Origin of the sequence: Gottfriedia endophytica (assembly GCF_017814275.1) — a bacterium.
GTDB classification, from domain to species: Bacteria; Bacillota; Bacilli; order Bacillales; family Bacillaceae_G; genus Gottfriedia; species Gottfriedia endophytica.
The window spans coordinates 71,022-86,584 of record NZ_JAGIYQ010000012.1; the positions used below are offsets into that span (position 1 = coordinate 71,022).

The following is a 15,563-nucleotide window of genomic DNA, read 5'->3' on the forward strand; positions in this document are numbered from 1 at the left end:
TCTAATATTCAGCCAATAATTAGGTAGATTTGTGTTTCATTCCTGTCTCACTCAATTTCAATTAGAGAAAAAAGCAAGATACTTTCAATTTAATTAATTTCTTCCTATTATATAGGTGTTTAAAAGATCTTATAATTTAATTAACAGGGACTAATTCAATTTTTGTAGTGAAATTAGCTACTTTTAATTCTGTTCCTCCAGACAAATTCTCTTTCGTTTGAAAATTACGCATTAGTAAATTTTCTTTAAGCATTACTTTAAACTTTTCAATAATTACTAATAGCTCTTCCTCTCCAGAAAAATTAATATCAACGCGCATATTAATTGGTAGGTTTAATTTTTTTCTATGTTCCTGAATTGAACGAATTAGTTCCCGAGCAATTCCTTCTTGAATTAAGTCTTCTGATAAGGAAATATCTAACGTAACTGTGTAATCTCCATTTGTTGCAGAGGAATAGCCCTCTTTGGCAACTTTTTCAATTAAAACATCCTTTAAATAAACTTTTATCATTTCATTAGAAGATGTAATCATTTCACTATACCCAAAACTGATTAACTTTTTGCATTCCTCATTTGTAAGTTGTTGAAGCACTTGATTTACATAATTTGACTGTTTTCCAAACTTTGCAGCTGATTTTTTGAAATCTAGTTTTAGCTTGAATGTAGTAAACATTTCATCATCTTTTATTAATTGAAAATCTTTTACATTCAATTCATCCATAACGATATCTTGATAATGATCCCAATCCATTTCATGATGATTACTTATTAAAGATAAACTTGCTAATGGTTGTTTAACTTTTAACGAATTGGAATTTCTAATGCTTCTACCTAATTCAACCACTTTCAGTACTGCCTCCATCTCTTTTTCTAATTTTGGATTGATCAATTCTTCGTTATAATTTGGATAATCTGACAGATGGACACTATTTCCTTTTAGCTTTGAAAAAATTTCCTCAGCAATAAATGGAGTAAACGGTGCTAACAATTGACTTATTTTCGTCAAGACTTCATAAAGGGTACAATAAGCAGCCGCCTTAACTTCATTCATTCCACTAGACCAAAATCGTTCCCTAGATCGTCTTAAGTACCAATTACTTACTTCTTCTAATAATGTTGCGATTGCTCTAGCTGCATTTGTAAATTGATAATCCTCAAGATTCTCTCTACATTTTTTAATCGTACTGTGCAAACGAGATAAAATCCAATCGTCTAATTTCTTTTTGTTAATAGAATAATTTGTTTCTGGATCAAATCCATCTAAATGTGCGTAAAGCGAATAAAAACTATGAACATTAATTAACGTATCTATTAATTTTGATTTAGCTTCTTGAACTACACGTTCAGAAAAACGTTTTGGATTCCATGGTGCACTATCAATCATCAATGCCCATCTTAAAGAATCGGCTCCATACTTTTGAATTAACTCTACAGGATCAAGTGCGTTTCCTTTACTTTTAGACATTTTTTGCCCGTTTTCATCTAAAACATGTCCAAGGGATAAAACACGCTTATAAGGAACTTTTCCTGTAAATAAAGTTGAAACAGCAAGTAAACTATAAAACCAACCACGCGTTTGATCAATTCCTTCAATCACAACATCAGCCGGAAATTGTTTTTCAAACATTGATTTGTTTTCGAATGGATAATGATACTGTGCAAACGGCATTGATCCACTATCAAACCAGACATCAATTACTTCTGGTGTCCTTGTCATTGTTCCACCGCATTGATCACACTTTAACTTCACATGATCTACATACGGCTTATGCAAATCAATATCTTCATTTAGTGGATGGACAGACAGTTGAATTAACTCTTTTATACTTTTAGGAGCTGTTTGATGCTGACAATGATCACACTGCCATACGTTTAATGGCGTTCCCCAATATCTTTTTCGGCTAATATTCCAATCAACCATTTGTTCTAAAAAATTGCCAAATCTCCCGTGCTTAATATGATCAGGATGCCAAATTACTTCTTCATTGTTCTTGATAAATTGTTCTTTTAGTGCAGTGGTTTTGATGAACCAGTTTTCGTTCGCATAATACAATAGAGGCGAATCACAACGCCAACAGTGTGGGTAGTTATGTTCATATTTTTCCTTGTTAAATAATAACCCTTTTTCAGCTAAGTTACGGACAATATCCACATCACACTCTTTTACAAATCGTCCTTTAAAATTTGTTACGTCAGAAGTATAACGACCTTTTTCATCTACAACATTCACAAATGATAAACCATTTTCTTGAACAACTTTATAGTCATCTTCACCATATGCTGGTGCGATGTGTACAATTCCAGTACCACTCTTTTCTGTTACAAAGTCAGCACCAACGATACAATGTCCTTTTTCTACTTTTACAAAATTAAATGGAGGTAAATAAGGAGTTCCAACTAATTCAGATCCTCGATGTACTGTTAAAATCTCAAAATCCTGTTTTAAAATAGTTGGTGCTAATGTTTCCGCTACAATATAAACCTCTTCACCTTTTTTCGCCCTTACATACATCATTGTTGGATTAACAGCTAATGCGACATTTGCAGGTAAAGTCCAAGGTGTTGTAGTCCATCCAAGAAAATATTCATTTTCACGATTTTTAATCTTAAATTTTATGGTTGCAGATAAATCCTTAACCATTTTGTATCCCTGAGCTACTTCGTGAGAGCTTAGGGATGTTTGACAGCTAGGGCAATATGGTGAAACTCGGTGCCCTTTCGTCAGTAATCCCTTTTCATGAATTGTCCCAAGAATATTCCATACACTTTCGATATATGAATTATTTAATGTAACATATGGATCATCCATATCAACCCAGTAACCAAGTTTTTCTGTAAAATCCCTCCATTGTTTTTCATATACAAAAACACTTTCTCTACATTTTTCAATAAAAGCTTCAACACCATAGTTTTCAATCTCATTTTTACCTGAAATACCTAATTGCTTCTCTACACCTAGTTCCACTGGCAAGCCATGGGTATCCCACCCAGCTTTTCTAACAACTTGATATCCCATCATTGTTTTGTATCTTGCCACTACATCTTTAATTGTACGTCCTAACGCATGACCAACATGTGGTAGGCCATTAGCTGTAGGAGGTCCTTCATAAAATACAAATGAATCATCATTTTTTCTAAGGTCTATTGATTTTTTAAAAGTGTGATTTTTTGACCACATTTCCTGAATTCTTTTTTCCATTTGTTGAACAGTTTCTTTTTCCATTTGATATCGCTCCTTATTATTAATTAATTAAAGCACACAAAAACCCGCCCCTATAAAAGGGACGGGTTTAACCGCGATACCACCCTAATTCTATTGAAAACTGTCCGTTCACAATAGCACTCAGTCACATACAATCATATGCGTTCTTTTTAACGGTAGACATCCGTTCAAACTTACTTTATTTCAGTCTGACTTCTCGGAGAGGATCTTCATTTATGACCTGAACACCAGCTTTCAGCATCTACTGGCTCTCTGTAGAACAGAATCATGAATTACTTTTTCTCGTCATCGAATTTGTGTGCTTTAATTGTTCTATATTATATAGCAAATGAAATAAAAATGTCAAATTAATCTGAATATTTTCCCCTAAATATTTAATTTAGTTACAAGTATCAGTAATGCCAATTAACTACAGTATGTGATCCATATTAATTTAATATACTTTAAGCAGTCTTTAAATTTTTTCTGTTTTCGTAAACTCTGTTGTATTTAAGAATGCGCTTAGTTGATTGGAACGTAAGGATACTCCCACAAAAGTTTCGCACCTTCCTCTCCAATCAACTTGTTTATCAACTATCTGGACTATTTTATTTACAATATAGTTTTTTTTATTTTATATTAGAAGTACTTAAGTACAATATAATTTATCTGTGGAATCACAAATAGAAATGATTTAATATAACTAAAATTAACTTTCATGTTTGGTCTTTTACGGTTAAATCAAAACAGGAGGATGAACTATGGACTTAAAGTTATCTGGAAAAAAAGCACTGATTGTAGGAGGAAGCCGAGGGATTGGAAAAGCTACTGCTCGCCAATTGGCTCTAGAAGGTGTGGATTGTACGATTTGTTCAAGAAATGAATCCTCACTTAAAATTGCTGCAGAGGAATTAGCTCAAGAAACAAACAGAAATATTTATCCAATTGTAGCAGATACCACTGATCCTGACTCTATCATAAATTTAGTTGAAAAATCAGTAGCAGCAATGGGAAGCATTGATATTTTAATCAACAGTGGAGCTCGTGTTGGCGGCTTTGAGCCAGAGGATTTTAATAGTATTAAAGATGAACTTATTTTGAAAGATTTTGAAGAAAAGTATATGGGCTATTTTCGTTGTATCCGAGCTGTAGCTCCTTATATGATAGAAAATAATTGGGGACGTATTATAAATATAAGTGGTCTGGCTGCTAGAATTGGTGGCAATTATTTTAGTTCCGGTCCACGCAATGCATCTGTTGTCCATTTAACAAAATCCGCATCAATGGAATTAGGAAAGCACGGAATTAATGTTAATGCTGTTTATCCAGGAATTGTCGATACGGAAATGTTTAGAAACCGAGTCACTAACAAAGAGGCTGTGCGTCAGATGGCAGCACTTAATTCACTCGGCCGCTTGATTACAGTAGAAGAAATTGCAAATGTCATTACCTTCCTAGCTTCACCTTTGGCGGCATCGATTACTGGTGATGTCATTTCGGTAACCGGCGGAATTGGAGATACCGTTTTTTACTAAAAAGCTTGGATTGATATTGTAACTGTATCGTAGATTACCAATAATAGTGTATTTAAAAACCGAGCCTCGCTAAAAGCAGAGGCTCGGTTTTTAGAATTTTCTAATCCCAATCTATCCCTATTGTATATTTAGCAGTATTCAAGAACTTATCAATCAAAAAATATATGTCTATTCAGTTCATTCTTCTCATTATTCTTAAGATAAGATGTTTCTTCAACAGGATTATTCGAGTATAATAGGAAGATGTGTAATCACTGAGAATTTATTTTTGTTTTTAGAAAGGAATTAATAATAGATGGCAAATCAAGAGCTAATAAATCAAGTGTCTAAACGACGCATCTTCGGTATTATTTCCCATCCGGATGCTGGTAAAACAACACTTACTGAAAAATTACTTCTTCATGGTGGTGCAATTCGTGAAGCAGGTACTGTAAAAGCACAAAAAAATTCAAAATATGCAAAATCAGACTGGATGGAAATTGAAAAACAACGTGGTATTTCTGTTACATCTTCTGTTATGCAGTTTGAATATGATGAAAAAATGGTTTCGATTATGGACACTCCAGGACATAATGACTTTGGTGAAGATACTTACCGTGTACTAACTTCAGTTGACAGTGCTGTAATGGTTATCGACGCAGCAAAAGGGATTGAAGCACAAACAAAGAAACTTTTCCAAGTTTGTAGAATGCGTGGAATTCCAATCTTTACATTTATGAACAAGCTAGACCGACAAGCAAAGGATCCATTGGAATTAATGGAAGAACTTGAAGAAGTTCTTGGTATGCCATCAGTTGCGGTAACTTGGCCAATTGGTAGTGGTTTCCAATTCGAAGGTGTATATGATCGCTTAGAAAATGAAGTTCATTTATTCCGTAAAGACGAAGTGATTAAGCTTGGTGAAGATGGCGTTCAAGGAAGTGAACTTGAAGGACATTTAACTGCTGAAAACCTTGAAAATCTTCGTAACGAAGTTGACCTTCTTGAAGGTGCAGGTAATGAATTTGATCTAGAACTTGTTCAAACAGGTGAATTAACACCAGTATTTTTTGGAACTGCACTTGTTGATTTTGGTGTGACACCATTCCTAAATCATTTCCTAGATATGTCACCTGCTCCAGGTCCACGTAAAACGAACTTGGGTGAAGTAAATCCTACTGATGAATCGTTTAGCGGCTTTATCTTCAAAATTCAAGCAAATATGAACCCAGCACACCGTGACCGTATTGCTTTTTTACGTATTTGTTCAGGTACTTTCGAACGTGGTATGAATGTTATGCTTTCTCGTACTGGAAAACAAATTAAACTTAGTCAGTCAACTCAACTGATGGCGAATGATCGTGAAACAATTAATAAAGCATATGCTGGTGATGTCATCGGTATATATGATTCAGGTACGTATCAAATTGGAGATACTCTTACTATTGGAAAACAAAAAGTCTTCTTCGAGCCATTACCGACTTTCCCGCCGGAATTATTCCTTCGTGTAAGTCCAGTTAACTCTTTAAAATCAAAACACTTCCACAAGGGAGTAGAACAATTAGCACAAGAAGGAGCTATCCAAGTATACAAAAATGAGTATAACGAGGTAATTCTAGGTGCTGTTGGTCAACTTCAATTTGAAGTATTTGAATATCGTTTAAAAAATGAGTACGGTGCTGATGTTCGTATGGAATCAGTTCCATATACAATTGCTCGCTGGGTAAAAACAGATGATGTGAAAGCTTTGAAAAAATATCAAGATTCACGTAACATGCTTGTTTTTGATCGTTTTGAACGTCCTGTATTCTTATTTGCAAATACATTCACTTTCGAACGTTTCCAAGAACGTCATGAAGAGATGGAACTTGTAGAAGCTCTAGATGTTAATAACGAAATTGCACCAGAGTAATCTTAAAACCTTTTAACATATATTTATAATCAAGAAAAGTGGCTGAAACGAAATCAGTCACTTTCTTCTTTTTATTATTGTTGATCTTAATACTAACCAATTTATTATGTAATACATAATTTTTCAAGGAAAACTGCATCCTAATTTTCAGGAGGTGCTGCTATGACAGACCCAATTAAACCTGGAAATAAAAATCTACCAGACTTTAAAGAATTAAATGACCGAATAATTGCCGAGCGTGGAACATCTGGCCCTACATTAGTCATTAAAACAAATCTGGATCCTAAAGATTCAACCGCAGATAATCCATATGTTCAAAATGAAGACAAATCAGACAATCAGAAATTCAAAGATTTTTTTGAAGAATAAGCTGTATACATATTATTACAAAGCCGGATTAATTTTTCTGGCTTTTTTTATGGGCTCTTTTATAAAGATTTTTACTTTTAGGTTTTATAAATTAAAGACAAAAGTTAATTGGAACGGAAGGTTGCAGAGGCTTCTGTGGGAGATGCGGGAAGGCTGAGACCCCATAGGAGCGTATTCGACGAGGAGGCTCAGCTCACGCCCCTAGGAAAGCGAGCATCCCTACGTTCCAATCATCTTACACATACTAAGTAGCAACAATGTATTCGAAAAGAGCCTGCCTTTTTATTAATAACTTACCCATTCTTATAACAATTTCGCCATAAAATACTCATTGAAAAACTTGTTATCGATTATTAGTGAATTTCGTTTTGTACCTTCTATTTCAAATCCCATTTTTTTATAGAGTGATAATCCTACTATATTTTGCGTTACTACTGAAAGTTCTAACCTCAAAATATTATGGGCTTTAGCCCACTCTTCTAACTGTTTAAATAATTTTGTACCAATCCCACATCCTCGGTAGTCTTTTAAAATACCAATTACAAGATATGCTGAATGCTTCGTTCTTCTTGCGCTTCCTCCAATAACGATTAGATAACCTACTAGTTTCTCTTCTTGTTCGGCAACGAAGATCGTTGAATTATTCCTCTTTTCGATTTGCTCTAATTGTTTACGTTGTTGTTCAGATGTAATTTTCCTCTCTCCGGCTTCCATCAACATGAAATCTGCCTTAGATTCAACTTCCTTTATTAATTCTACAAATCTTTCAGCATCCTCAACTTTTATTTCCCTTATAAACATAACTATCCCCTCCGATTATTTAGAAATCTTTCCTATATTATCGGAGGGAATAAATAATTTTTTTATTATTCAAAATATTTTTTGTCTATAAGATTAAGAAAACCAGATTATTTCTCCAATAACCTAATCTTCAAATATACAATTAGCCTTCACTTGAACTATAGGATTATCTTATCCACTGCGTCAAACCAACCATCGAAATTAACCCAAGTATAAAAGAGAAAGTTGCAGCTCGTTCATTCCCATCACCATGGCTCTCAGGAATAATTTCTTTATACACAACAAAAAGCATGGCACCAGCTGCAAATGCTAAACCATAAGGATTAATCCATTCAAATTTACCTGCAAAATTTACACCTATTATTGAAGCAGATAATTCAATCAATCCTGTGATTGTAGTATAAATAAATGCTTTAGATTTCGAATTGCCAATTGTGATTAAAAAGAACGAGATTAGAAATCCTTCTGGTATATTTTGTAGGCCAATTGCAAATGAAACTAATTGTCCTAAGTTTTCATGTGAACTTGCATAACTTACTCCAGTAGATAAACCTTCTGGTACATTATGAATTCCCATAGCTATAATAATTAGTAAAATACGTGGATTAAATCTTTTATTTGAATGATATAAATCAACATGAGGTAAAGTACTTTCAATAAACATTAAAATAAAAACGCCAAGTAACATTCCAATGGTTAGAACGATCATGTTTGATAATTTTAAAGTAGATGGAATTAATCCATAAGTTGATGCTGCCACCATGATACCAGCACTGTATGCTAAAATACTATCTTTCACCTGATGAGATATATTTTTCATAAATAAGGCAGGAATTGCTCCAAGTACCGTACAAAATGAACTAATAAAAATACCTTCATTCATATAAACTTGTCCTCCATCTATCATATATAAATGATATGCTGTTCAGATGAAGAAATGACCAAAAGTTTTCGTATACTTTGTTGCTATTTAAGAAGGTGATAAGTTGATTTCCACTTCAGGTTGCTCGCTTTCCGTGAGGCGGGCGGTGAGCCTCCTCGTCGCTATCGGTCCTGCGGGGTCTCACCTGTCCCGCTACTCCCACAGGAGTCTCGCACCTTCCGTTCCAATCAACTTCTTAATCATCATTTTTTAAATCAAAAACTTTTAAAAAATAACAATACTATAGAAAAGAGTCTCTTCTTCTATCGTAAAATCCCATCTCATCTTTATTAATTGTTCAATATCCTTGATTTGAGCAAGTCTTATCACCAAATTTATCCTCTCCTCCCTTAAGTTCTCTAGGTTTAGTAAAGTACATATTTAGTTCAACAAAAAAAGCATTACTTCCTTCTACTTGGAGTAATGCATCTAATTGTTCTTTATATAAATTTCAAAAACCCAATTTATTCTTCATTTTCTTAAGTTGGATTTATGCATTTAGAGAGTTCTATGATAATAGATTATTTTTTATCTTGTAATCTAACTGCATTATAATTATTCATATAAAATCTCCTTAGAAATTTTTTCAATATCTTATTTTTCTAATTACATTAAACTATATGAATATCTCTCTTCTCTTTTTTGTTGTTTTCTGTTAACAAAAGCCACTAAAATAAAACTAATAATGACTAATAAAAACCAAGATGTGATTTTTCCAGGATGAACAACTTGCCAATGGGATGCTTGATTTGGGTAGGCCCATGCTCCTAAAAATGTTGCGATATTTTCTGCAATCCAAATAAAAAAACCAATCAAGAAAAATGATAGAATTAAAGGCATTTTGAATTCTTGTCCTTTCAATTGAAAAAACACAATTGAACGTCTATATACAATAACTAATAAAACTAAAATGAACCATCTTAGATCAAGTATGAAGTGATGTGTAAAAAAGTTAGCATAAATCACAAAACCTATTAGTAAAGTAACCTTTGCACTTGGATAATTACTCACACTTAAATTGAACCTCTTCCATGCTTGACAGATATAGCTTCCTACACTTGCATACATAAACCCACTATATAGTGGTACTCCTCCTATTTTCAAATATGAAAACTCTGGATAAGCCCATGAACCCATGTGGACTTTAAAAATTTCTAAACAAATACCAATTAAATGAAATAAACAAATCATCAAAAGTTCTTCTTTTGTCTCATAACCTAAAAATATAAAAAGAAATTGAATTAAGATGCACACAATTAAAATTAAATCGTACCGAGGTAAACCTGGGATCATCACAACTTTTGATATTGCTAGAGTTGCAAATATAAAAACTGGGAATAAGCAACACATTGCTTCTTCGAATGTAAAAACTATTAAAAAATAAATAAACCGTTGTAATTTACTTGTAATCGTCATAAAAAATTCCTTTATAAATTGATAAAAAGTGTATATATAATGGCAAATTATTTTTTTGAAATTAAACTCTCTTCCATTGCTTTCATAATTGCAGCGGACCTGTTTTTTACGTTTAATTTAGAATAGATTGTAGAAATATAATTTTTAACTGTTCCTAAAGACAAATACATCAATTCTGAGATCGCTTTATTTTGTAAACCTTGAGCTAAATATTTTAGGACTTTAAATTCCTGTTTATTTAAACCATAAGGATTCTTTTCATTTAGTTCATAAGACAATTCATCCCTATTTTCTTCCTCTTCACTCATATTAAAAAATACTTCTTTCGCGAGATGCTGTGGAATTAAGGTGCCCCCATGATAAACCAATTCAATTCCTTTAACTAAAAATTGAGGATTTACTGCTTTAAGAATATACCCTTCAGCACCTGCATTTAAGGCATTTCTGACATGTGTAATATCTTGAAAGGTTGTAAGAATAATAACTTTTGCTTCTGGCCATCGTTCCTTAATTTCTTTAGTAGCTTGAACTCCATCCATTATTGGCATTTGAATATCCATTAAAATTATTTCAGGTACACTACTTTCACATAGTCGTATAGCTTCTTTCCCATTTCCGGCTAGTCCAATCACTTTTACATCAGACATACTCTCTAAAACAATCATTAAGCTCTTTCGAATTAATTCTTGGTCTTCAACAATAATTGTATTAATCATAAATCATCTATTTCCTCCTTTGGTAAAGGAATCAAACATGTAATTTCTGTTCCACTTTTTGGCTTTGATACAATTTGAAATGATCCACCGTTGGAAGTTAATCGATCATTCATAGAATTCAAACCAAAACCAGGCTTAATTTTCCTAGAACCTATTCCGTTGTCCTTTATTTTAAGTACAATGTTCTCACATAAAAAATGGATATGTATCATAATTTGATTGGCCAACCCATGCCTTTTTGCATTCGTTAAAGACTCCTGCAAGCATCGAGTAAGCGTATATTTAATTCTCTCCCCAATATCCCTTTCTGAACCTTGTATTTGAAAATCTACTTTTGTTCCCGTATGTTTATTAAAATCTTCTATTATACAAGTAAACATCTCACTAAGTGATTGATTTTCTTCTAATGGTGATAATTGATGAATTGTATGCCTGACATCATCTAATCCTTTTCTAGCTAAATTTGAAATCTCTTTGATGTATTGTTCTGCTTCTTCTCTATTTTCTTTAATTAGGTAAGGAAGTGCATCAAGGCTTGTGATAACCGAGGTGAAGATATGTCCTACCGTATCATGTAAGTCTTGAGAAACTCTATTTCTTTCTTCAATAATCGTTAATTCTTCTATTCTTTTCGCGTATTGCTCTAATGTGTTATTTTTGATCTGAATTGAATCAATCAGTTCTTTTCTACTCCGACTCATTTCAGTAACCTTCCCTAACGCAAAACCAAAACCATAAAAAATAAAGATATCAATAATACGTCCAATTATTCCTATATTATTGTAGAAATGACCAAAATAAATACCGAGTATTAGAATGACCATACTAACTATAGGGGAAATCCAATTTAATGGCCTATACTGACTGACAAAAGAAATGGTTAATATTGGAAAAATCATAACTTCTAATATGTCTGGTCCAGCTTTGTAAAATTCAATGATTAGAAATAAAAACATACTTCCTGTTAACAAAAATTCTGTTATTAAATAATAATGAAATTTAATATACCCTGGCCTATAAAATATATATGGACAAATATATAAGCAAAAAAACCATATTAATAATAACAATTTAGCTGTTGGATTCGTAAATAACGGGAGGACATTCATTACATTAAAAGAAACCCACGTTGTACGCACTATAAATAAGAACGTATCAAGCCAATTCCACGTTCTATTTTTAGGATAAACCTTCATTTACTTCATCTTCTTTCAAATATATATAATCACTCTATTATCCTATTATAAATTTCTATAGGTCAATACATTTTACAATATTATAAAGTTTCTGATTAAACCTTAATTGCTTTAATTTAATAAAATCAAAAAGACCATGACTAATTATTAGCTAGAAGTAACTAAACAATGTGACTATTTCCAGTTATATTGAGATTAAATAATCAAAAAATACATGGGGGAAGATATTTGAGAATTAGAGTAAACTTCATTAATCTATTTCTATTTTTAACTAGTATACTATTAATCATCTTTTTATGTGGATGTACATTTAAAACCAATATTGCTTCAAAGGCAGAGCGTCTAGAATATTCCTTAAATCGTTTCAACGAAGAAATGAATATTTTAGAAAAGAAGCAACAATTAAGTAAAAAAGACCAAGAGTTAATTGTCGTTGAAATAAATAATTTTCACAACACATTTGAAGAATTTAAAAAAGAAGATGTACCTTTCTTTTTAAAAAAAATTAAAAAGAGCACAGTAAATAAATTAAATAAAAAGGAAAAAATACTATTTCAGATTAAGCAGAAAGCTGAAATGGATAAAGCTACAGTAAATGATATTCATCTCATACAAAAAGAAATAAAAGATAATATGAATATTAATATTTTTAAAAAATAGGCACTGATAGACTACATTATTGTTATTTATTAGAACTTATATTTAAAGAACTTTGTGTTGAATCGTTTTATTCATACAAAAAACTGCTAAAGCATTCTAGATCTTTAGCAATTTTATATTTTACAATCAAAAGATTATTTCACTTCATTCGCAATAAAAAAGTGTTCACAAACACTTGAAATACGTTGTAAATCTACATTTCCTCCAGAAATAACTGCTACTACTTTTTTTCCTTTTATGTATTTATTGACTTTTCCTGCAAGGAGAGCAGCTGTAGCTAAAGCTCCAGCCCCTTCTACTACTGCCTTTCCACGTTGTAGTAAGTCCTTCATGGCTACTTCTAATTCTTCTTCAGATACAGTTACAATTTCATCAACTAATTGTTTAACTATCTCAAACGTTATGACTCCAGGTACTTTAACTGCACAGCCATCGGCTATAGTTGGAGCAACATAGTGCTTCACAATTTCTCCCTTATCAACAGATGCCTTCATACCGTGAACATTTTCTGCTTGAACACCAATAACATTTATTGAAGGATTAAAAGATTTAAGAGCAACAGCAATCCCAGAAATAATACCACCTCCACCGATTGGAACTATGACTGTATCAATATCCCATATATCATCTAAAATATCGATTCCAATCGTTCCTTGACCAGCCATTACCTCTACATCGTCAAATGGATGTAGGTACGTTTCACCTGTTACTTTTATAATTTCTTCACACTTAGCTTTAGCATCATCAAATGTTTCACCATGCAAAACTACTTCAGAGCCATATCCTCTTGTAGCATCAACTTTTGCTTTTGGTGCAGTAGTTGGCATAACAATTTTACTTTTGATCCCGAGTAAGTGCGCAGATAATGCAACCCCTTGCGCGTGATTACCTGCAGAGCAAGCTATAACCCCACGTTCTTTTTCCTCTTCGGATAAATTTGAAATTTTATTAAATGCACCACGAAATTTAAATGACCCAGTTAGTTGCATATTTTCAAACTTTAAATAAATTTCTCCACCTGTTTTACTTGTTAAATAAAATGATTTGACAAGAGGAGTCTTACGAGCATGTTCTGAAAGAGTCTGTTGAGCCTTTTTAATATTTCCAATGTTTAACGGTAAATTTTTATTGATCATTTTAACACTTCTTTCAATATCGTTTTTAATCTAATCCAAGAATAGTTCCTATATCTAATTATTATGTTCTCATAACCAAATTCTAAAGCTAGTAATTTATTTGTGGATTCCTTATTCAAGCTTTTTTCTTACAAAGCTAGTACTATTCAAACTTCAATCAGACATTTTATTTACAGAAAATGGAGATAATACCTAAATGCGAAACAGATAGAACAAAATTTTATCGAGATCTTCCCCATTCTTAAAAACAGGAGTGAATGTTTTGTCAAAACAACAACTAAAAAGAGAGATTGGTTTTTTTACCGCCTTAACTACTGTAATAGGTACAGTAATTGGATCCGGTGTATTTTTTAAACCAACAGCATTATATGGTATAACTGGGACTGCAAGTTTGGGGTTACTTGCATGGCTCATTGGTGGGATCTTAACGATTTGTGCAGGATTAACAGCAGCTGAATTATCCGCTGCAATTCCTGAGACTGGCGGAATGATGGCATATTTGAAGCATACTTATGGAGGTTTAACAGCATTTTTATTAGGATGGGCACAAACTGTCATTTACTTCCCTGCAAACATTGCCGCAATCGCTATTATATTTGGTACACAAGCAGTTAGTTTATTTGGATTAAATGCAAATGAACATAATTTTATGATTATAGCCATTGCAATAGTTACCGCAACTTTCTTAACATTGATGAACTTTTTAGGTGCTAAAGTAGCTGGAGGAATTCAATCTATTTCTACAATTTGTAAACTAATTCCTTTAGCATTAATTATTATTTTCGGATTACTACATAAAGCCAATGTAACTGTACAGCTTTTTCCAATTGAAGTGGGTCCAGGTAAATCATTTATTTCTTCGCTTGGATCTGGCTTGCTTGCAACAATGTTTGCATATGATGGTTGGATCCTTGTAGGAAATATTGCTGGGGAATTGAAAAATCCAAAAAGAGACCTACCTAAAGCAATTATTCTCGGGTTATCCATTGTAATGGTGGTATACATACTAATAAATGTTGCATTTCTTATGGTGATGTCTGCAACAGCAATTGCAGGAACAAATACACCCGCATCACAAGTAGCGACCATTCTCTTTGGTGCAATGGGAGGAAAGTTAATTACAATCGGAATTTTAATTTCCGTATTTGGAACTATTAATGGTTATACCATGACTGGAATGCGTATTCCATATGCAATGGCAATCGAAAACAAGCTACCATTTAGTAAATGGTTTGCTAAATTATCAACCTCTAGCCGAATTCCTTATAATTCAGGAATTTTTATCTTATGTGTTTCTATCATCATGATGACAATTGGTGGATTTAACACTTTAACAGATATGCTAGTTTTTGTAATATGGATTTTCTATACAATGACATTTATAGCCGTATTCATTTTAAGAAAAAAACAACCGGAACTTGTTCGCCCATACAAAGTTCCTCTTTATCCTTTTATACCTTTTCTATCTATTATAGGTGGAGCATTTATTGTTTTTAATACACTTTTTACACAACCATTTCTAGCATTAGCAGGGATAGGTTTAACTGCTATAGGTCTTCCAATTTATTTTTATAAGATCAATTCAACTATGGATTTTAATACAGACTAATCACGTTTTATCCTCTATTCTCTTGGAATAACCTCATAATCTTAATACTTTAAAACACAAAAAACTGCTAAGGAAAATTCCCTAGCAGTTTTTTAAATTAATCATTTTAT

At 32.6% G+C, this 15,563-nt stretch carries 12 protein-coding genes and 1 other annotated feature; of the genes, 5 read left to right on the plus strand and 7 right to left on the minus strand.

Annotation, left to right across the window (positions count from 1 at the left end; translation table 11 throughout):
• Positions 1-136: 136 nt before the first annotated feature.
• Positions 137-3,223 (minus strand): isoleucine--tRNA ligase, encoded by a 3,087-nt coding sequence (gene ileS / locus J5Y03_RS15500; protein ID WP_209406905.1) that lies wholly within the window; start codon positions 3,221-3,223, stop codon positions 137-139.
• A 54-nt stretch (positions 3,224-3,277) separates the two neighbouring features.
• Positions 3,278-3,521 (minus strand) — a binding site (T-box leader).
• Positions 3,522-3,963: 442 nt separating this feature from the next.
• On the opposite strand from ileS, the gene J5Y03_RS15505 reads away from it, so the two are divergent.
• The 3 genes from J5Y03_RS15505 to J5Y03_RS15515 all read left to right on the plus strand — a co-directional run bounded on the left by J5Y03_RS15505 (position 3,964) and on the right by J5Y03_RS15515 (position 6,997).
• Positions 3,964-4,737: an SDR family NAD(P)-dependent oxidoreductase gene (locus tag J5Y03_RS15505; protein ID WP_209406906.1), complete on the plus strand. Its 774-nt coding sequence runs from the start codon at positions 3,964-3,966 to the stop codon at positions 4,735-4,737.
• A 295-nt stretch (positions 4,738-5,032) separates the two neighbouring features.
• Positions 5,033-6,628, plus strand: a complete 1,596-nt coding sequence (locus J5Y03_RS15510; RefSeq protein WP_209406907.1) for a peptide chain release factor 3 — start codon at positions 5,033-5,035, stop codon at positions 6,626-6,628.
• 162 nt (positions 6,629-6,790) lie between these two features.
• The gene (locus J5Y03_RS15515) at positions 6,791-6,997 is read left to right on the plus strand and encodes a hypothetical protein (RefSeq protein WP_209406908.1); all 207 of its coding nucleotides are present in this window, start codon (positions 6,791-6,793) and stop codon (positions 6,995-6,997) included.
• A gap of 303 nt (positions 6,998-7,300) precedes the next feature.
• Here J5Y03_RS15515 and J5Y03_RS15520 read toward each other — a convergent pair whose 3' ends face one another.
• The 5 genes from J5Y03_RS15520 to J5Y03_RS15540 form a co-directional block, all read right to left on the minus strand.
• Positions 7,301-7,798 carry a GNAT family N-acetyltransferase gene (locus tag J5Y03_RS15520; RefSeq protein WP_209406909.1) on the minus strand — a complete coding sequence of 166 codons (498 nt, stop codon included), beginning with the start codon at positions 7,796-7,798 and terminating at the stop codon, positions 7,301-7,303.
• Between the two features lie 166 nt (positions 7,799-7,964).
• Positions 7,965-8,681, minus strand: coding sequence for a ZIP family metal transporter (locus tag J5Y03_RS15525; RefSeq protein WP_209406910.1), 717 nt, complete (start codon positions 8,679-8,681; stop codon positions 7,965-7,967).
• A gap of 645 nt (positions 8,682-9,326) precedes the next feature.
• Positions 9,327-10,136, minus strand: coding sequence for a DUF817 domain-containing protein (locus J5Y03_RS15530; protein WP_209406911.1), 810 nt, complete (start codon positions 10,134-10,136; stop codon positions 9,327-9,329).
• Between the two features lie 47 nt (positions 10,137-10,183).
• Positions 10,184-10,852, minus strand: coding sequence for a response regulator transcription factor (locus tag J5Y03_RS15535; RefSeq protein WP_209406912.1), 669 nt, complete (start codon positions 10,850-10,852; stop codon positions 10,184-10,186).
• Positions 10,849-12,048 (minus strand): sensor histidine kinase, encoded by a 1,200-nt coding sequence (locus J5Y03_RS15540; RefSeq protein WP_209406913.1) that lies wholly within the window; start codon positions 12,046-12,048, stop codon positions 10,849-10,851. The genes J5Y03_RS15535 and J5Y03_RS15540 overlap by 4 nt, the downstream gene beginning before the upstream one ends.
• Positions 12,049-12,276: 228 nt before the next feature.
• Here J5Y03_RS15540 and J5Y03_RS15545 point away from each other — a divergent pair, with 228 nt between their 5' ends.
• A complete protein-coding gene (locus J5Y03_RS15545) occupies positions 12,277-12,708 on the plus strand; it encodes a hypothetical protein (RefSeq protein ID WP_209406914.1) in 432 nt (143 codons plus the stop codon).
• A 134-nt stretch (positions 12,709-12,842) separates the two neighbouring features.
• Here J5Y03_RS15545 and tdcB read toward each other — a convergent pair whose 3' ends face one another.
• The gene (gene tdcB, locus J5Y03_RS15550; protein ID WP_209406915.1) at positions 12,843-13,844 is read right to left on the minus strand and encodes a bifunctional threonine ammonia-lyase/L-serine ammonia-lyase TdcB; all 1,002 of its coding nucleotides are present in this window, start codon (positions 13,842-13,844) and stop codon (positions 12,843-12,845) included.
• Between the two features lie 262 nt (positions 13,845-14,106).
• On the opposite strand from tdcB, the gene J5Y03_RS15555 reads away from it, so the two are divergent.
• Positions 14,107-15,453: an APC family permease gene (locus J5Y03_RS15555; protein WP_209406916.1), complete on the plus strand. Its 1,347-nt coding sequence runs from the start codon at positions 14,107-14,109 to the stop codon at positions 15,451-15,453.
• Positions 15,454-15,563 lie beyond the last annotated feature (110 nt).